At 47.3% G+C, this 17,873-nt stretch carries 17 protein-coding genes and 1 riboswitch; of the genes, 6 read left to right on the forward strand and 11 right to left on the reverse strand.

The genetic code is table 11. The features are described 5' to 3' along the window. Positions 1 to 10: 10 nt before the first annotated feature. A riboswitch (TPP riboswitch) is annotated at positions 11 to 121 on the reverse strand. Positions 122 to 292: 171 nt separating this feature from the next. The 4 genes from ACK5NH_RS03325 to hinT form a co-directional block, all read right to left on the reverse strand. Continuing rightward, positions 293 to 685, reverse strand: coding sequence for a YcfL family protein (locus ACK5NH_RS03325; RefSeq protein WP_416917791.1), 393 nt, complete (start codon positions 683 to 685; stop codon positions 293 to 295). Positions 686 to 798: 113 nt separating this feature from the next. Beyond that, on the reverse strand, positions 799 to 1,263 hold the full coding sequence (locus ACK5NH_RS03330) for a PaaI family thioesterase (RefSeq protein ID WP_133178148.1): 465 nt from the start codon (positions 1,261 to 1,263) through the stop codon (positions 799 to 801). Next, positions 1,250 to 1,777 carry a PaaI family thioesterase gene (locus ACK5NH_RS03335; protein ID WP_416917792.1) on the reverse strand — a complete coding sequence of 176 codons (528 nt, stop codon included), beginning with the start codon at positions 1,775 to 1,777 and terminating at the stop codon, positions 1,250 to 1,252. Before ACK5NH_RS03335 ends, ACK5NH_RS03330 begins: the two co-directional genes overlap by 14 nt. Beyond that, on the reverse strand, positions 1,774 to 2,130 hold the full coding sequence (gene hinT / locus ACK5NH_RS03340) for a purine nucleoside phosphoramidase (RefSeq protein ID WP_011623075.1): 357 nt from the start codon (positions 2,128 to 2,130) through the stop codon (positions 1,774 to 1,776). Before hinT ends, ACK5NH_RS03335 begins: the two co-directional genes overlap by 4 nt. A gap of 145 nt (positions 2,131 to 2,275) precedes the next feature. On the opposite strand from hinT, the gene ACK5NH_RS03345 reads away from it, so the two are divergent. Further along, positions 2,276 to 4,042 (forward strand): M61 family metallopeptidase, encoded by a 1,767-nt coding sequence (locus ACK5NH_RS03345; protein ID WP_416917793.1) that lies wholly within the window; start codon positions 2,276 to 2,278, stop codon positions 4,040 to 4,042. A 152-nt stretch (positions 4,043 to 4,194) separates the two neighbouring features. Here ACK5NH_RS03345 and ACK5NH_RS03350 read toward each other — a convergent pair whose 3' ends face one another. Then, complete coding sequence (locus ACK5NH_RS03350) at positions 4,195 to 4,830, reverse strand: LuxR C-terminal-related transcriptional regulator (protein ID WP_416917794.1); 636 nt, start codon at positions 4,828 to 4,830, stop codon at positions 4,195 to 4,197. 295 nt (positions 4,831 to 5,125) lie between these two features. On the opposite strand from ACK5NH_RS03350, the gene ACK5NH_RS03355 reads away from it, so the two are divergent. Beyond that, positions 5,126 to 5,872, forward strand: a complete 747-nt coding sequence (locus tag ACK5NH_RS03355; protein WP_416917795.1) for a cytochrome b/b6 domain-containing protein — start codon at positions 5,126 to 5,128, stop codon at positions 5,870 to 5,872. Positions 5,873 to 5,943: 71 nt separating this feature from the next. Here the strand turns inward: ACK5NH_RS03355 and cctA are convergent, their stop codons facing one another. Beyond that, on the reverse strand, positions 5,944 to 6,294 hold the full coding sequence (gene cctA, locus ACK5NH_RS03360) for a tetraheme c-type cytochrome CctA (RefSeq protein ID WP_416917796.1): 351 nt from the start codon (positions 6,292 to 6,294) through the stop codon (positions 5,944 to 5,946). Positions 6,295 to 6,618: 324 nt separating this feature from the next. Continuing rightward, on the reverse strand, positions 6,619 to 7,482 hold the full coding sequence (htpX, locus tag ACK5NH_RS03365; RefSeq protein WP_416917797.1) for a protease HtpX: 864 nt from the start codon (positions 7,480 to 7,482) through the stop codon (positions 6,619 to 6,621). Between the two features lie 288 nt (positions 7,483 to 7,770). Here htpX and pepE point away from each other — a divergent pair, with 288 nt between their 5' ends. The 3 genes from pepE (at position 7,771) to ACK5NH_RS03380 (ending at position 12,097) form a co-directional block, all read left to right on the forward strand. Continuing rightward, entirely contained in the window at positions 7,771 to 8,481 is a 711-nt protein-coding gene (pepE, locus tag ACK5NH_RS03370; RefSeq protein ID WP_416917798.1) for a dipeptidase PepE, read from the forward strand. Between the two features lie 404 nt (positions 8,482 to 8,885). Then, on the forward strand, positions 8,886 to 10,469 hold the full coding sequence (locus tag ACK5NH_RS03375) for a glucan biosynthesis protein G (RefSeq protein WP_416917799.1): 1,584 nt from the start codon (positions 8,886 to 8,888) through the stop codon (positions 10,467 to 10,469). Positions 10,470 to 11,128: 659 nt separating this feature from the next. Further along, positions 11,129 to 12,097 (forward strand): DUF3187 family protein, encoded by a 969-nt coding sequence (locus ACK5NH_RS03380; RefSeq protein ID WP_416917800.1) that lies wholly within the window; start codon positions 11,129 to 11,131, stop codon positions 12,095 to 12,097. An 83-nt stretch (positions 12,098 to 12,180) separates the two neighbouring features. Here ACK5NH_RS03380 and bioD read toward each other — a convergent pair whose 3' ends face one another. From bioD to bioB, 4 genes are all read right to left on the reverse strand, one after another. Next, complete coding sequence (gene bioD, locus ACK5NH_RS03385) at positions 12,181 to 12,876, reverse strand: dethiobiotin synthase (RefSeq protein ID WP_416917801.1); 696 nt, start codon at positions 12,874 to 12,876, stop codon at positions 12,181 to 12,183. A 43-nt stretch (positions 12,877 to 12,919) separates the two neighbouring features. Then, complete coding sequence (bioC, locus tag ACK5NH_RS03390) at positions 12,920 to 13,747, reverse strand: malonyl-ACP O-methyltransferase BioC (protein WP_416917802.1); 828 nt, start codon at positions 13,745 to 13,747, stop codon at positions 12,920 to 12,922. A 174-nt stretch (positions 13,748 to 13,921) separates the two neighbouring features. After that, positions 13,922 to 15,145, reverse strand: a complete 1,224-nt coding sequence (locus tag ACK5NH_RS03395; protein WP_416917803.1) for an aminotransferase class I/II-fold pyridoxal phosphate-dependent enzyme — start codon at positions 15,143 to 15,145, stop codon at positions 13,922 to 13,924. A gap of 185 nt (positions 15,146 to 15,330) precedes the next feature. After that, positions 15,331 to 16,383 carry a biotin synthase BioB gene (bioB, locus tag ACK5NH_RS03400; RefSeq protein ID WP_416917804.1) on the reverse strand — a complete coding sequence of 351 codons (1,053 nt, stop codon included), beginning with the start codon at positions 16,381 to 16,383 and terminating at the stop codon, positions 15,331 to 15,333. Positions 16,384 to 16,505: 122 nt separating this feature from the next. Between bioB and bioA the strand changes: the two genes are divergently transcribed. Next, positions 16,506 to 17,864: an adenosylmethionine--8-amino-7-oxononanoate transaminase gene (gene bioA / locus ACK5NH_RS03405; protein WP_416917805.1), complete on the forward strand. Its 1,359-nt coding sequence runs from the start codon at positions 16,506 to 16,508 to the stop codon at positions 17,862 to 17,864. Positions 17,865 to 17,873 lie beyond the last annotated feature (9 nt).

Consider the following 17,873-nt stretch of genomic DNA (forward strand, 5'->3'; position numbering starts at 1 on the left):
TTCAGAAGTGTGCTGTTGATTGGCCCATTCCTACGCCGGTATTAGCCGGATCAGGTTCTAAGGGTTCGTCTGATGACATCTCAGTCTGCCACTTTGTTGGCAAACACCCCTTGGCGGCGCTAAGTATACATGACAAGCAGGAAAGAAAGACACTTAGAAATGAAAAATGCCAGCATTGCTGGCATTTTTTGGCTTAATGGCCGTTTAATCGATATCGACTCAGGGTTGGCGTAACTAAATACTGCAATTTTCTTTAGCCCACACTCACATTCACACTAACATTCGCAAAACATTAGTTTGAATAAGTCTCGCGCACATAAACATCGAAGTTCGCCACTTGCGCATTTGGAGCCACGGCCGACACTTGTAGCTGTTGTTTGCCGTGTAATTTCACCGATTTCCAACTGGTAGCTTCATCTTCGATGGTAAAGCCGCTGGCGTCATACCAAGTGAACTTGTATTGCACTCGCATATCGCTTGAGGACTTGCTGACGATCAACGCCGAACCTTGGATCAGATCGCCAACGCGGCGCGCCTCAACCCCTTCAACACTGATATCACGGGCGAAGCTGTTGTTATCAACGCGGGTTTCTCCCAGAGAGTTCACCGAAATACCCGCCGTATTGGTGCAGGCGCCGAGTGTCAGTGCTGCAGCCAAGATTAATCCACTGTAAATTGCTTTCATTTTGTTTTCCCTCACTCACAAAAACCTAGGTGCCGAACAACGGATGGGCAATGACACTACGCGACGCCAGCTGAACTTATGCTTAACGTACTCATCTTGCCCCACCCTCGCGATTAATCGATCAAAAAGTGCGCCCTTGCGGTTGCGATCAACTGCTTACGATTGGTTTGCCAACAATTGATGTTCACATTGGCGACCCGTCGACCCTGACGGGTGATACGGCATTCTGCAAAGCTGTCCTTATGCAGGCCAGCACGAAGGTAATCAATGGAGAAATCGACTACTTTTGGCACTTTTGCCGTTTGCATAAACACCATTAATTGCACTATGGCTGACATTTCCATAAAACCAGCAATCACCCCGCCATGAATCGCGGGCAGGATTGGATTACCGATATTATCGTCCTTGGCAGGGAGTTTGAAAATCAGCTCATCGCCAAAACGCTCGACCTTCATGCCAATAAACTTAGCATAAGGCACATGTTCGAGTAGATGACCAAAGTCGTTCAGCTCGGTGGCGCGTTTTACAATTCCCTGCACATCGAGGGTTTTCGGCTCGGTCGGCTTATTTGAGTTCATCTGTCTCTCCTAAAGGCAGCACGGCTTCTCCCATCAAGGCTTGTCTAAAGGCATCGCCCACCATTTCAGGGCTGATGCGCATAAAGGAGCCCACCGCATGGGCGATAGGATCATCAATGCTGTCCTGATAGGCGATGGCTCGCGTAAAGGCGATATTGGATGACAACTTATAACACTCGGCAAAGCCATAAACTGGCTTATGGGGCTGCGCGGGCTTCATATAATCGACCCGTAAGTCGAGGGTGGGCGAAATCTCTAGAGATTGATATTTTTGAAAAATCGCACTCACCACGGCGCTGCCACAGGCAGTGTCCATCAGGGTGGTGATCACCCCGCCGTGAATCACGCCCGTATCGGGATAACCAATTAACTCAGTGCTATAGGGCAACTCAATCAGTACATGGTGCTCACTGGCTTCGAGCACGGTTAACCCTAAGCGACGGCACTGGGCGAGCTGATCGACAAATCGCTGCGCCATTTGAGTCAGCGGGAAAAACTCGGGATTGACCTTCATTGACCTTGGCTCAGCATGGGTCCCAGTGGCTCTCCGCCAACGAGATGAATATGGATATGGTACACTTCCTGTCCGCCATGTTTGTTGCAGTTCATGATCAAACGATAACCATCTTTGGCAATCCCCGCCTCTGCCGCCAGTTTAGCCGCCACTGTCATCATCCGGCCGAGTGCAGGTTCATCCGAGGCTTTCATATCATTTGCAGTTGGGATCAAATGATTCGGCACAATCAGAATATGGGTTGGCGCCTTTGGTGAGATGTCTCTAAATGCGGTCACCAGCTCGTCTTGATACAGGATGTCAGCGGGAATTTCGCGGCGGATAATTTTGCTGAAAATGGTTTCTTCGGCCATGGGGAGTCCTCCTTGGGTTAATTGGGATAGTATACTAGCAATTCAACGCTTTGTGTCTCCAGATATTTTGCGTTTCATTTGCCTGTTGTGCGCATTTTTGGCAGCATGACGCCCATTAAAACGCATCGGTTTTACAGGATAAATTATGATCCACTATCACATCATTCCCGTCGATCCCAAGGCGCACTTGTTCGCCGTCACCATGACGGTACAAAAGCCTCACCCTAGGCAAGTTTTTAGCCTGCCCGCGTGGCTTCCCGGCAGTTATATGGTGCGGGATTTTGCCAAGAACATTATCGATCTCAAAGCCACAGGCGCTAACGGCGAACCGCTTAAGCTCACTCAACTAGATAAACAAACCTGGTCGGTCGAACATCAAAGCACCCAACTTACTTTAACCTATCAAGTTTATGCTTGGGACTTGTCGGTACGCACCGCGCACCTCGATATGACCCACGGTTTCTTTAACGGCAGCAGTGTGTTTTTAGCCGCCCACGGCTTTGAGGCTAGTTTACACAAAGTAACAATGGCGGCGCCGACCGAGCCAAGCCTAAGCGAATGGCGACTCGCCACTAGCATGACACGTCAAAGCGGTGATGAATTTGCCTTTGGTGAGTTTTGCGCGCAAAGCTATGACGAACTTATCGATCATCCGGTTGAAATGGGGCTATTCACCCACGCCAGTTTTGAAGCCTGTGGCGTAAGACACGATATCGTACTAAACGGTCGCCACCGCGCCCATATGCCGAGACTCTGCCAAGATTTAAAGGCGATTTGCGAGTATCAAATCAAGCTGTTTGGCACGCCAGCGCCCTTTGAACGTTATCTGTTTATGACAACAGTGCTCGACAATGGCTTTGGAGGTTTGGAACACAGGGCATCGACGGCACTCATGTGCTCGCGCAAGGATTTACCGCTGTCAATGGATGCGCCGATTAATAATGACTACCGCACCTATTTATCGCTCTGCAGCCATGAATATTTCCACAGCTGGAACGTTAAGCGCATCAAGCCAGAATGCTTCTTACCCTATCAACTCGAGGCGGAAACCTATACGCCGCAGCTGTGGGCCTATGAGGGCATCACCTCCTATTATGATGATTTCCTTACCTATCGCGCAGGCTTAGTCGATGAGCAAAGCTACTTAGATATGCTGAGCGAAACCTTTACCCGGGTATACCGCAGTCAAGGCCGCTTTAAACAAAGCATTAAGGACTCGAGTTTTAACGCTTGGACTAAGTTCTACAAGCAGGATGAGAACGCCCAAAACGCAATTATCAGCTATTACACTAAGGGCGCCCTGTTTGCCCTGTATCTGGATTTAACCCTCAGAAGCGAGACTCAAGGAAAATACAATCTCGACGATCTAATGACCATTCTGTGGCAGGAATATGCCCTGCAAAATCGCGGCACCACGGATAAATGTCATCAAAGGATTGTTGAACGCTTATTGGGGCGCGATTGCCAAGATCTCTTCGCCTATTTAGACAATACCGACGATATTCCGCTCTCACCGCTACTGGCCGAGTTTGGGGTTGAGTTTACGTTACGCGCGAGTAATGGGGCGCAGGATGTCGGCGGAGGCTCGGCCAAAGGGTATGAGATTGCCTTTGGCGCTAAGACGCAAGCCGCACCAATCGGCCTTAAAGTAACCACGGTCGCCCAAGGCAGCCCTGCGCACCTCGCGGGCTTAAGCGCCGGAGATATCTTAATTGCGGCGGATAATCTACAGGTGACAGGTCAATTTGAAGCGCAACTTCAGCAATACCCACTCGGACAACACCTAAGCCTGCATTGGTTTAGACGCGATGAATTGATGACGGGAGAACTTACTATTACCGCCGCGCCCAAGGATACGGTTTCACTAGCTATCACAGACAAAGATAAATTGAAGGCTTGGTTAGGTCGTTAATCTATAACGAATTAATTCTTAAAGCATAAAGTACAAAAGGGGCAATCGTATCGGCGATTGCCCCTTTTATTTGCTTATTAGTTTGATTAAACCTTGGCTTGATAGAAGTTTAGTTCCATTGCATATTGGCTTAGCGATCAATCAAAAATGCGTTACACCACCACATCGTGTAAATAGGTTTGTGCCCAGGCAATCGCCTGACCACGGCTCGACACACCAATCTTACGGAATACGCGGTAAAGATGGGTCTTAATGGTGCTCTCACTCACAAACAATTGATTAGCGATGTCAAGGTTAGTGCTGCCAGAAAGCAAGGCTTGTAACACTTCACGCTCACGTATGGTCAATGGCTCGGTATCTTCGAAGAGTCCAAAGTCATCATTCACCCCGTTTACCAATTGGATAGGGATCACTCTGTGTCCACGCAGAATGTTGGACAAACCAAGACTGATCTCAGTCAGTCCCGCATCGAGATAAAATACCCCAGCTGTCGTCGAGGCTTGCATCAAAAAACGGGCATCAACCTGCTTAGGGAATTGGATATAGACGACTCGCACACTCTGGTGTTCGCGGGCAAGCAGGCGTTGAAATTGATAGGCTTTCTGAAGGTCGACAGTGGAAAGGTCTATCACCACCATGGAGGCTTGGTTATCCTTGATTTGCTCACACATCTCGTCAGGATTCACCTGCGACAACTTCACCAGAAATTCCTGTGGCCAGCGGCCGGCCAGTAATTCCATCAGCACTTGTGATCTTGACACTACAATCCAATGTAATATTTTGAACATCCTGCTCACTCCCTGTCTGGTTAACGATTATTCATTTTGAGAGGGAAAACATCTCTCAATACCACTTCAACATCCGTTCAATAGACTTCCAAGTCTACCGTGTACACGATATTAGCATTAGATAAAACAGATTCAAAAGACTTACGATAAAAATATTTACCGTACGCAAATCAAAAACTTCTGCAACTTTAGCACTGAACATTGTCAATCAGAAGGCTGAATTTAAACTGAAAATAATGCGCTATTCACATTTCAAAGGCGTAAAATAAAACGACACAAACTATAAGGAAATATCATGTCCAACCATCAGCCAACCCCAGTCGAAATGAAATCATATCGGGTATGGGACAGACCAACCCGCCTCTTTCATTGGATCAATCTTATTCTCGTGCTCGCCCTACTCATCGTTGGCGGCATGATGATGTTTCGCAGCAACTTAGGCATTACCGAACTCTCAGGCAAGATTGGCCTTAAAACCCTGCACGTGATCATTGGCTATGGGTTTGCGCTTAATTTACTGATCCGCCTTATTTGGGGTTTTATGGGCAATAAATACGCCCGCTTTAGCCATATGTTCCCCAACGCTAACAGCATGGCCGAGCTAGAAACCTATAAAGTGGAGCTTGCCGCGGGGAAAAATCCCCAATACCTAGGACACAATCCTAAGGGGAAATTTGCCGTACTCGCCATTATGCTTTTGTTAGTCACTATCATGCTAACCGGCCTTATTCGTGCTGGTACAGATATTTACTATCCGCCCCTCGGCAGCACAGTGCAAAGTTATTTAGCGGCTGCGGATGTTGAGCCCAGTAGCTTAAAACCCTACGATGCCACTGGCGTTGATACAGATAAAGCCAACGCACTCAAGCCCATAAAAGGACTTGCAGGTGAAGTACACGTTTACGCCGTGTACTTGTTGATACTCCTCATAGTGCTGCATGTGTTTGTTGTGGTCTATACCGAAATCAAACGCCAACCTGGCATCATTTCAGCCATGTTTTCAGGTAATAAGCTTATCCAAGGGCAACCAAAGGACGAGTGAACTAAAAGATGAATATAAAAAACGCCAGCAATCGCTGGCGTTTTTTTATAAAGCTTATACTGCAGAAAGACTTATTTCTTCAGGATAGATTCTGAAGTACGACCATCGTCATGGCAGCTTTCACAGGTAGGTTTTTGACCTACGTTCATATCGTGTGGTGCGTGACAGTCAGCACAAACTAAGTTGCCATCGTGTGGCTTATGTACTGCGTCCATTTCCGCCAAAGAACCATGGCAGCTTTGACATTGTTCAAATTCGAAAGCACCGTCAGCAGAAGGCGTACCATCCTTATGACAGCTTTCACAACCTCCTGACTCAGCATGGAAGTCTGATAATTTTTGATCCGCGGCAAATGCGGTTGGTGACAGCGCTAGCGCTGCAAGACTTGCCCCGAAAAGCACACTTAATAGTTTTTTGCTCACAATTGTATCCTCCAATGGTGATTGACAGTGGAAATTCTTGTCAGGGTGACTTCCATCTCGCAACCAATGTAAATAGCACGACTCGATTTAACTTAGCTAAGGATTGAGTAATAAGCAACCCAATCTTATGCAAAGTAACTTTATCAATATACTTAGGGGTAAAATGTGCGCTGCATCATGTAACCACATGCTTATATAAGAGTTTTACATCGAATCAACCTATGATTCACAACTTAAAACAGCCCTAACCTAATCCGAAGAAAAAGAAAAGCCCCAATAAAAAAGGAGACACTAGGTCTCCTTTTTGTAATTTTTTCTACTCGATTAACGAGTTTGTAAGGCTGCGATACGCTTTTCTAATGGCGGGTGGCTCATCATCAGCTCGGCCATTGAACGTTTGCCGTTAATACCAAAGGCTGACATTTGTGCTGGCATTGCCGAGCTTTCAGGGCCTTGGCGTAAACGCTCAAGTGCTGCAATCATCTTATGCTTACCCGCTAAACGCGCCGCACCTTCGTCTGCACGGTATTCACGGATACGTGAGAAGTAAGCCACGATAATTGATGCCAAAATACCAAACAACATGTCGAGGACAAACACGACCGCCATATAAGCGAACATGCCTAAACCTTCGCCTTCTTCATCGTTGCTCGATACGAAGTTGTTGATAATGCCGGCAACAACACGCGCCGCGAAGATAACAAAAGTGTTCACTACACCTTGAATTAAGGTCAGTGTCACCATATCGCCGTTCGCAACGTGGCTCACTTCGTGGGCGAGTACCCCTTCAATTTCGTCTTGGCTCATGCCGTATAACAGACCGGTACTCACGGCAACTAATGAGTTGTCTTTGCTTGGGCCAGTGGCGAAGGCGTTCATTTCTGGCGATTGGTAAATTGCCACTTCTGGCATTTTAATCCCAGCTTGCTGCGCTTGACGGGCAACCGTCTCCAATAACCAACGCTCAGTGCTATCACGTGGCGTGGTGATCACTTCACAGCCCATAGTCTTTTTCGCCATCCATTTTGAAATGGCTAAGCTGATGAAGGCTCCGCCGAATCCAAAAATCGCAGCGAACACTAACAGTCCACCCATAGTCGACGTATTCACGCCCAGAATAGACATCACAATTGAGGCTACCAGCAACACGGCTAGGTTAGTCGCAATTAATAAAAAAATACGCTTCATTTCAGCTCCTTTACGGCAAACACATGCCATTTAACTTTGCTCAAAGACATAATATGTCCAATTAATCGAAATTCAAGGGGTAAAGATAAGAGTTTTTCTACTCGCTAATTTTTCTCTCAATTTAGACATTGCCTTTCATGGCTCGTGAGTCTAGGGACAGTGTATTAATCTAAACTTAAATCTAGGCTCTGTCAGCGTTACAGCCAAATTCATGTGTGTTTATCTATGTTTATCGTGATTAAACTTTGTTAACATGCCAGCACATTCCGAAATTTCAGGATAAAAAAAATGACAGTCAATGCCCTACTGCTGAGCAGTTCTCGCGTCGGTGATACGCCCTATCTTTCCCATGCAATTCCTTTTATCAAACCGCTCACCACTAACGCCCAAAAATGGATTTTTATTCCCTATGCTGGCGTCAGCATGAGTTACGACACTTATTTAGCCTCAGTCGTGGCGGGATTAAGCGAACTTAGGCTCGATATCAGCGGCATTCACCAACATCCTGATCCGCGCCAAGCGATTAAAGATGCCGATGGCATTTTGATTGGTGGTGGCAACACCTTCCATTTACTGCACGAGCTATATAAGTACGATTTAGTGCATCTTATCCGTGAAGAAGTGATGAGTGGTAAGCCATACATTGGCTGGAGCGCTGGCTCTAACGTATCAGGATTGAGCATTCGCACCACCAACGATATGCCAATTATCGAGCCCCCCTCGTTTACTGCGCTAAACATAGTGCCATTTCAGTTAAATCCACATTATTCGAACTACCGCGCTCCGGGACATAATGGCGAAACCCGCGCCCAGCGCTTACTCGAATTTACTCGCGTCGATCCCATTACACCAGTCGTCGGAATCGTCGAGGGCAGCGCACTCTGGCGTCAGGGAGAAACTTTATCCCTCCTAGGTGACAATCCCGCCTATTTATTCTGTGGCGAGCAGCAAGAAATCCCTATCCCTGTGGGCAGCGATTTATCCCATTTGCTGAAATAAGACCGATTCGGCGGCGCTCTCCGCCAAAATCGGCTACAATAACTCACCAAATATGAATCGATGAGCAAGCTCATCAGGCTATGGAATGCCAATAAATACGATATAGGGAGCCAAGATTGTTCCCTACTAATCTTTAAGCGCGCCGGGTTTTACACGAGCATAGCGTGACTTAAGTGTTTGACGGCACTGCGTTCGCCCAAATATTGGGGGAGAAAACACTTGCGTCACTTAAGTAACTGCTCTAATTTCGTTGTCGAACACTTTGATTAACAAGATTAAATTTTTATTCACCCCTAAACACCTCCCGTACTATTGCATTCTAAGTGATTTATAAATCGGGAGTTTTGGGCAAATTATTAGTGCCAATTTTGCGCCTTAGCCCATGAAAGTGAGGAGTATCTATTTTGCGACTGCATTCTACATTCAACCATTTAACCCCCATCACACCGCGAAAATCGACCCAACCTACGTTTTTTCTCGGTTCTTTACTCGCTTGTATACTGGGCATCAGCAGTTTAGTGCCCGCCTATGGCGCCGACTCGACCCCAGAGAAAAAAGCCAAGGCCTTCTCCCATGACACAGTCATTGAGCTTGCCCAACAACTGGCACAAAAACCCTTCAAAGAAGCCAGAAAGGCCCCTAAGGAATTAATCGATCTCGATTACGCCACCTACAGCAAAATCAATTATCAGGAAAACGCTGCGATTTGGGGCGGAACTCCCACTAAGTTTTCGGTACAACTCTTTGCCCCCGGTTTTTTATACAAAAACCTCGTGGATATCGATGTCGTTGAAAACAGCCAAGCCTTACCCATCGAGTTAACGGAATCTTCCTTTAGCGTCCCTAACGGTGCCATTGAAAAACTACTGACTCAGGTAGGCCAATATGCGGGCGTGCGCCTGCACTACCCTATCAATGACGATGAGGTAAAAGACGAGTTCATCATGTTCCAAGGCGCGAGCTATTTTAGAGCGCTGTCTAAAGGGCAAATTTACGGTCTATCTAACCGTGGACTGGCCATTGATGTAGCCCAGCCCAAAGGTGAAGAGTACCCATTATTTAAACGTTTCTGGGTAGAACGCCCTTCTAAGTATCAAACTGCCATTGTGGTACATGCATTGTTAGACAGTCAGAGTGTCACTGGTGCCTATCGCTTTGGTATTTACCCTGGCGCACCAACGCGTGTCGAAGTGGATGTCACCTTATTTCCTCGCAGAGACATCGCCCATGTGGGCCTAGCACCACTGACTTCTATGTTCCTCTATGGCGGTTTAGATAGCTCAGATAAGCCCGATTATCGCCCTGCGGTGCATAACTCCGAAGGACTACAAATTGATCGCGGCAATGGCGAACGCTTATGGCGTCCACTCAATAACCCCAACAAATTGCAGATCAGCGCCTTTGGCGACGAAGACATTAAGGGCTTCGGCTTAATCCAGCGCCATCGCAACTTCGATTACTATGAGGATCTGAGCGCAAATTATCAGCAACGTCCTTCCGCATGGATTGAACCGCTAAACGATTGGGGTAAAGGCCAGCTAGTGCTGCTTGAAATCCCATCAAACGCCGAAACCAACGATAACATAGTCACCTATTGGGAGCCTCAGGGCGGCTTAAAACAAGGCGAGCCCTATCGTTACTCCTATCGCATCACAGCGTCTAACGATAGCCCCAGTGCCAACACTAAGGCGAGAGTGGTTCGCAGCTCCAAGGGACAAAAGCAAACGAAGGGCAAAGAACTGCTGATCGATTACAGCAATATCAAGCCGCAAGACATTGATAAAATTGCCATTGATGCCAGTATCAACAAAGGCAAAATTCTATCATCTCGCATAGTGGCTCATCCTGATATCAACGGTGCCCGCGTTTTCGTGACCTTTGAACCAGAAAGTACCAATGTGGCAGAGCTAAGAATTCAACTACGTAAGGACGAAAAGCCACTCGCTGCCACTTGGCTATATCGCTGGAACAGTGATGATTGGCCCTAGACAAATAAGCTAGATAGAAGTTAAACCATAAAAAACGCCGAACTTACGGCGTTTTTTATTACGCTTGGCTCAGCTTAACGATGATATTCTCCGCAATGTAAGGCCATTAATCTTATCTATTCATAACCTTATTTTACGGAATAACTTCTTAGGAATAACTAGGGTTAATTTTATCTAACAAAAATAGGGAACTTCAGTTCCAATTTTTGCCCCTATTTAGCGATCTCCTGAGATTTACTCACCTACCCCATAGCGTTATAGTACCCACGTCACAAAAACTGAATATTTGCAGACTCCGCTTCCTCACAAGATATCCATCTATTGCGCTCACCATATTCAGTATTAGTTTTATTTTGCTTCATGAATATGTCAGAGAAAAAATGAAGTTACCCACATTAGATGCTGCGTACTTTCGTAAGCCGACGACGATATTATTAATTGTAAGTATTTTACTTGCCCTATGTTCACTGCCAATGATTGGACGTGTGTTTTGGCTCGCGTTGGTATTACTCTGCTATACGCTTATTTAAATACTAATAATATGTTAATTCAACTATTTTAATTAACAATTATATTAACCGTTAATATCGGTCGACAATACCAAGTTTCATCAACCCATCAAATCTAGATAACTAATCATCTAGATGGATATTTAAGCTATGCCATTTTCAAATTTTAAACCAATCCTCGTGCTTTCTTTACTGTTTGCACCTAATGCCTTTGCTACTACTGTCGATTTTAGCGATTACGGTCCCTTACGGACCTATGCGCAATCGCCTACCCAAGCAGGCAGTTTAACCCCAATGCTACGTTCAGGCTTTTCCTTGCCCGAAGGACAAAAAGAGTTGCATCTCTCAGCGAGTGCGGCCAGTGTTTGGGCTGAAACCGATGATTATTTTGCCGATTACTACCATAATACCCTCGAGGGTGGTCTAACTTGGCAAATCAATGGTAAATGGATGATAGACACTAGCTATCATTGGCGTTTTAGCGGCGATAATCACTTAGACTCAGTGACCATGTGGTTTCATGATGCATTTGGGTTTAGTCAAAATGGTCGTGAAGATGCGGGTAAACACCAGAATCAAATTTTCTCGAAGGATGGGATAAATCAACACAATATTTCAGGGGAAACCCTGAATAATGCAATTACCCTTTATGTTGGTTATCAATTGTTTGAAAACCAATATCACGGTTTATCTCTGGGGGGCAGTTTATATTATAACTATGTGGACTCAGGCCCCTTTGAAAATGAGGCCTTTGAACAAGCTTTACAGTTAAATTACAGTTTCCGTTACGAAAAACATCATTTTCACTCTACAGCGGCTGTCAGTTTTAGACAGGGTAATGAGGTTCTTTCAGGGATCCGCTATGATAATCATGCCTATTCCGTCAATCTCGGCTACGAATATATCACAGGGCGCCATGGCTGGTTAATTGAACTGCACCATTACCAAGGCTTACTCGAAACCGAAAATGATTTTTCTAAATCCTCGAATGAAATATTACTCGGCTACCGTTACTATTTAGATAATAGTGCGATAGAGTTCACCATTATTGAAAACTATTTCAATATGGATAACAGCACCGACATTGCCTTTAATATTGGCTATCGCGTTAAATTTTAATCACATAAAATTAAATCTACGCTAACAAAAACAGAGGCCGATATTGCCTCTGTTTTTCTATTACACTTATCTCTTAAATGGCACTACTTCATTAATAAGGGCTGGATATCAATAAAATTGGCGGAATGCTCCGCATCCGCCTGTTTAAGATGCGGAATACATCCGAGAAAAGGCGATATCATCATCTCTTTGAGCGTGGCTAAATTTTCGTCGAACACACTCATATTCGGATCGACACAATTTGCCACCCAGCCAGCGATCGTTAAGCCGTCGGCTAATATCGCTTCTTGGGTTAATAAAGCATGATTTAAACAGCCGAGTTTCATCCCTACGACAAGGATCACTGGCAAGTTAAGCTGTTTCACTAACTCGGATAAATAGCGCCCCTCCCCTAAGGGTAAACGCCAGCCGCCCGCGCCTTCTATCAAGCAAAAATCAGCCTGTGCAAACGCCTGTTTATCCAATTTTGCAAAAATCCCATCGGGGGATAAATTAACGCCTAGCTGTTTTGCAGCAATATGCGGGGCTATTGCAGGTTCAAAGCTTATCGGATTGACTTGCTCGTAGGTCAGTTTAAGGGAGGAAGCCGACATCAGCTTTAGTGCATCACCGTTACGTAAACCAAGCTCGGTGATTTCACACCCCGATGCGACAGGTTTTACCCCTAGACTTAAGTGCGCGGCGCCTGTGCGAGCAGCCTCACGGTTGAAGGCGGTCAAGAGCGCGGTCGACACTAAGGTTTTACCACTGTCGGTATCTGTACCTGTTACAAAAAACATGATTTTTCCTTGTTAAGCTGTCGCCAAACCGTTGCTTGGAGCCTTATATCGAGTCGCCTTGGCGACGTACTCGAAATTGGGCGATCTGATAGGTTAAAGGCAGGCCCTGTGATTCACGAAATCGTTCTGCGCGTTGTTGTAAAGCCAGCCAATCTCGGCGGCCACGCAATTGCCTCAAATGAGGATTAGGGTCGAAAGTATTGACGGTCTGTACTGAAGATTGTACCGATGCACCAACGCCCTTAATGGAATAGAGTAAGGCTTTAAGATCTTGAAAATACACGGTCATTGGTACAAGTTGGACATCAAAAAGTTGCCAATCCGTAGAGTCAAAGGCAGCTTGCAAGCTTTCAAAGGATAAGAAATCATTAACCCGCAAGCCAAGATTCGATAACTGCTCAAGGCTGCCTTCGGCCACGATACTCAGGTGCGCTTCTCCACCGACTTTTAGCACTCGGGCCATTTCGCTCGTCGCTGCCGAAAAATCATGGCACCATTGCAGGGCCAAATTGGAGTAAATACTGTCGATACTCGCATCGGCAAAGGGCAATTGCTCGGCATTGCCACAAATACACAAATACTCAGGGAAAGTCGCTTTAAGCTGTTGCAGCATGCCTAAGGCGATATCGAGGGCATAAACCCTGATATCGTCGCCCGTGGCCCCGTTAGCAAAAGCAGTCCCCGGCCCTGCGCCTATATCGAGAATCGCGCCCTTGGCAGAAAATCCCTGCAACAAACTTGCGCCGCTTAAACGTTGCAAACAGTTATGCTCTTGATAGCTCTTCGCGGCGGCGGAAAAGCGCTGCGCAATATGATCCACCTTACTCGCAGGCTCATGGGGATTAAGGCTAACGCCAAGCGGCATAGACATCACTGATTATTCTCACTTTAAAATCAAACTCTGATACTCACACTCTCAACATTAAGGCATTGAACAGGATTATCAGAATCGAACCACAATTAGTCGCAGCCTAATTCATCGCTGCGCTGGGCGACTATCATCAAACCATCAGACGTCAGTCATTAGCAGTATCGCGAACATTGTTTACCGTTCGGGACGCTCAGACATCCTAGGTAGTGCAACTTCGGCCAGCACTTGCGCAATCCCGTTAACGCAGCGCCGTATAGCCGCCTCGCTATGGGATGCACTTAAGGTAATACGTAATCTTGCCGAGCCGATGGGCACAGTTGGTGGACGAATAGCCCCAACCCAAATGCCTAATGCCTTTAGCTTTTCCGCCACCAGCAAGGTATGCGCAGTATCACCGATAATCAAAGGTTGAATCGCCGTGTCGCTACCCAGGAGTGGAATGGCCGCATCGAAGCACAACTGCTTAAACAGCGAGATATTGCTCTGCAATTTTTGCCTAAGCTCTGGATGGGCTTCACTGTATTCAACCGCGGCCAACGCCAAGGCGGCATTGGCGGGCGACAGCGCGGTGGAATAAATATATTCCCGCGCGTTGCTCACTAAAAACTCAACCAGTTGCCGACTACCAAGAATCGCCGCCCCCTGACAGCCTAATGCCTTGCCAAAGGTCACTATCTGGATATCTATAAGGTTAGAAGCTGGAGTAGACTCAACTTGAGCACTCACAGCATCAACAACGCCAAAGCCATGGGCATCATCGACAATTAACCAGGCATTGTGTGCGCGGCAGAGTGCGGATAAGGCCAAAATCGGCGCAATGTCGCCATCCATGCTAAACACACTCTCAGTGATCAGGGCCGAAACTGTATTCTTAGCTAACAGACGTGCGGCGCTTTCGGTGGAATTATGCAAAAAACGCTTAAAATCCGCGCCACTATCGCGCAATCCATCGATAATAGATGCATGGACTAGCTTATCCGCCAACACCACATCCTGCTTATCGAACAAGGTCTTACACAAGGTAGTATTGGCACTAAACCCAGAGCTAAAGAGTAACGCCGCCTCAAATCCGGTTATCTGGCACAGTTTGGTTTCTAGCGCTAAATGCGCCTCGCTATAGCCCGTCACCAGTGGCGATGCACCGCTACCGACGCCGTATTGTTTAGCGCCGCAGTGCAGCGCCTCGACCAATTCGGGAGCACGGGTGAGCCCTAAGTAATCGTTACTGCTGAAGTTGAGGTAAGTTTGACCTTCAAAGTGAAACTGCGGGTCTGTATCGGTTTTCACACAAGCATCCGTCGCTAATGCTTTGCGCTGCCTTAGCAAACCTTGCTCGGCTAAAGCTTGCTGGCGGGCTAGGATTTTTTCACCCAGTTTTGACCCGAGTAGTAAACTCATACTTTTGTGCTCAAACTTTTGATCATGCAGAACATTTGCTGGGACTCATTCTCTGAAGCGGTTTTTCAGCTACATAAGCTCCGCGAATCACACTTAATGCGAGAGTGAGTCGATGCCAACAGGCATATGCTGAAATCGACTCAATTCTCAACGTTAAGCGCTAATTCACGCTTATCGCGACTTACTTATAGCGCCGCCGCATCATAAAAAGGCGCCGAGGCTTTATCTTGGTATGCCGACGCTTTGGCTAACACTGCTTGCTCATCATCGATAGTCGCGGCTGCGCCCTGCTCAGGGCGTAACCCCAAACGACGGAACAGGCCCATATCATCACTTTCTTCAGGGTTTGGCGTGGTCAGCAACTTGCAGCCGTAGAAAATTGAATTTGCGCCCGCAAAGAAACACATGGCCTGCAATTCGTCGGTCATGTTTTCGCGGCCCGCCGATAAACGCACACGGGACATAGGCATTAAAATACGCGCCACGGCGATGGTACGGACAAACTCGAGCGGATCTAAATCATCGAGTTTCTCGAAGGGCGTACCCGCCACTTTGACCAACATATTAATTGGCACAGAATCGGGATGCTGAGGCAAATTCGCCAGTTGTTGCAATAAACCCGCTCGGTCGGTGGCCTTTTCGCCCATGCCAACAATACCGCCAGAACAGACTTTCATGCCCGATGCACGCACGTGGCTTAAGGTATCTAAACGGTTTTGATAGGTACGGGTGGTGATCACATCGCCATAATATTCAGGCGAGGTATCTAAATTGTGGTTGTAATAATCAAGGCCCGCATCAGCCAGCTCATTGGCTTGCTCGGCACTTAGCATGCCTAAGGTCATGCAGGTTTCCATGCCGAGGGCTTTCACCTCTTGCACCATTTGCTTGAGGTATGGCATGTCTTTATCTTTCGGGTTACGCCAAGCGGCGCCCATACAGAAACGCGAAGCACCAGCTGCTTTGGCACTGCGCGCTTCGGTGAGCACGGTTTCCATCGCTAAGAGACGCTCTTTTTCAAGGCCAGTGTCGTAACGCGCACTCTGCGGACAATATTTACAATCCTCAGGACAAGCACCGGTTTTGATCGACAGTAAGCGGCTGATCTGCACTTCGTTAGGATCGTACACTTCACGGTGGATACTGTGGGCTTTAAATAATAAGTCATTCATCGGCAGCGCAAATAAGGCTTCGATTTCTTCCCGCTTCCAATCATGACGAACTTGCAACTGCGACATTGAACACCCTTTTATTTTTGTATTTTACCTTGGCTAGGATAACCTCAGCCCTTAAACTGTCAACGCCAACCAGTGATACAGGTTTACCACTGATTAATTTTCAATCAACACTGTGAGCTTTTATGCGCAATTTACTCGATTTTGATTTTGATAGCGCCCATATTTGGCACCCTTATACTTCCATGACCCGCGCACTTCCTGTTTTTGGGGTACACAGTGCCCAAGGCTGCGAGCTGGAATTGGTCGATGGCCGTAAGCTTATCGATGGCACCAGCTCTTGGTGGGCCTGCGTACATGGCTACGCACATCCGGCGATATTAACGGCGATGGAGCGGCAACTGCACCAACTCAGCCATGTGATGTTTGGTGGCATTACCCATGAGCCCGCCATAACACTCTGCCAAAAACTGCTGGCAATGACCTGCGAGCCTCTCACTAAAGTCTTTCTCTGCGACTCAGGCTCGATTGCCGTCGAAGTTGCCATCAAAATGGCGCTGCAATATTGGCAGGGGCAAGATTTGCCCTTAGCACAAAAAGCCCAAAAACAGCGTATTCTCACGGTGAAGAAGGGCTACCATGGCGATACTTTCGCCGCCATGAGTGTCTGCGATCCCGAAGGTGGCATGCATACCATGTTTGGCGAGGCTGTGACTAAGCAGTGTTTTGTCGACGCGCCGCAAACGCCCTTCGGCGAGCCGTTACGTCAGGATGATTTAGCGCCAATGCAGCGCATATTACGCGAGCAACATCAAGAAATTGCCGCCGTAATTATCGAGCCCATTATGCAGGGCGCGGGCGGAATGCGCTTCTTCAGCAGCGAGTATTTACGCGGCCTGCGTGCCCTGTGTGATGAATTTAATGTGTTGCTTATCCTCGACGAAATCGCCACGGGTTTTGGCCGAACCGGTAAGTTATTTGCCTATGAACATGCCGATATCACGCCCGACATTCTCTGCCTAGGCAAAGCCTTAACGGGTGGTTATATCAGCCTTGCCGCCACCTTATGTACGGATAACGTCGCCCAAGGCATTAGCCAATCGCCCGCCGGTGTCTTTATGCATGGCCCCACATTTATGGGCAATCCCCTCGCCTGCGCCGCCGCCTGCGCCAGCTTAGATTTAATCAATCAGCAGGAGTGGCCAGCACAAGTTGCCGCCATCGAGCAGCAAATGCAGCGCGAGCTTGCCGATGCCATCGATATTCCAAGCGTGAAAGAGGTGCGCGTGCTCGGCGCGGTTGGTGTGCTCGAAATGCACCAAGCGGTCAATACCGCGGCGCTGCAGCAGCAATTTGTTGACTTAGGCGTATGGGTACGTCCCTTTGCCAACCTAATTTATATTATGCCGCCCTATGTGATAACCCCTGCGCAACTGACACAACTGACTCGGGCGATGAAGCAAGTGGCAGCGACGATTACGCCGCCACAGGCCGCTCAAACCGAGGCGCTTGCGATTGAAAGTATCACCATCAGCCACGGTTAAATGTGGCTA

It is taken from the genome of Shewanella sp. (genome assembly GCF_047975355.1).
Taxonomy (GTDB): domain Bacteria; phylum Pseudomonadota; class Gammaproteobacteria; order Enterobacterales; family Shewanellaceae; genus Shewanella.

What these genes read in the sequence shown, in the direction of transcription:
- ACK5NH_RS03325 (WP_416917791.1), bottom strand. Translation starts at nt 685, where the DNA reads ATGAAAGCAATTTACAGTGGATTAATCTTGGCTGCAGCACTGACACTC.
- ACK5NH_RS03330 (WP_133178148.1), bottom strand. Translation starts at nt 1,263, where the DNA reads ATGAACTCAAATAAGCCGACCGAGCCGAAAACCCTCGATGTGCAGGGA.
- ACK5NH_RS03335 (WP_416917792.1), bottom strand. Translation starts at nt 1,777, where the DNA reads ATGAAGGTCAATCCCGAGTTTTTCCCGCTGACTCAAATGGCGCAGCGA.
- hinT (WP_011623075.1), bottom strand. Translation starts at nt 2,130, where the DNA reads ATGGCCGAAGAAACCATTTTCAGCAAAATTATCCGCCGCGAAATTCCC.
- ACK5NH_RS03345 (WP_416917793.1), top strand. Translation starts at nt 2,276, where the DNA reads ATGATCCACTATCACATCATTCCCGTCGATCCCAAGGCGCACTTGTTC.
- ACK5NH_RS03350 (WP_416917794.1), bottom strand. Translation starts at nt 4,830, where the DNA reads ATGTTCAAAATATTACATTGGATTGTAGTGTCAAGATCACAAGTGCTG.
- ACK5NH_RS03355 (WP_416917795.1), top strand. Translation starts at nt 5,126, where the DNA reads ATGTCCAACCATCAGCCAACCCCAGTCGAAATGAAATCATATCGGGTA.
- htpX (WP_416917797.1), bottom strand. Translation starts at nt 7,482, where the DNA reads ATGAAGCGTATTTTTTTATTAATTGCGACTAACCTAGCCGTGTTGCTG.
- pepE (WP_416917798.1), top strand. Translation starts at nt 7,771, where the DNA reads ATGACAGTCAATGCCCTACTGCTGAGCAGTTCTCGCGTCGGTGATACG.
- ACK5NH_RS03380 (WP_416917800.1), top strand. Translation starts at nt 11,129, where the DNA reads ATGCCATTTTCAAATTTTAAACCAATCCTCGTGCTTTCTTTACTGTTT.
- bioD (WP_416917801.1), bottom strand. Translation starts at nt 12,876, where the DNA reads ATGTTTTTTGTAACAGGTACAGATACCGACAGTGGTAAAACCTTAGTG.
- bioC (WP_416917802.1), bottom strand. Translation starts at nt 13,747, where the DNA reads ATGTCTATGCCGCTTGGCGTTAGCCTTAATCCCCATGAGCCTGCGAGT.
- ACK5NH_RS03395 (WP_416917803.1), bottom strand. Translation starts at nt 15,145, where the DNA reads ATGAGTTTACTACTCGGGTCAAAACTGGGTGAAAAAATCCTAGCCCGC.
- bioB (WP_416917804.1), bottom strand. Translation starts at nt 16,383, where the DNA reads ATGTCGCAGTTGCAAGTTCGTCATGATTGGAAGCGGGAAGAAATCGAA.
- bioA (WP_416917805.1), top strand. Translation starts at nt 16,506, where the DNA reads ATGCGCAATTTACTCGATTTTGATTTTGATAGCGCCCATATTTGGCAC.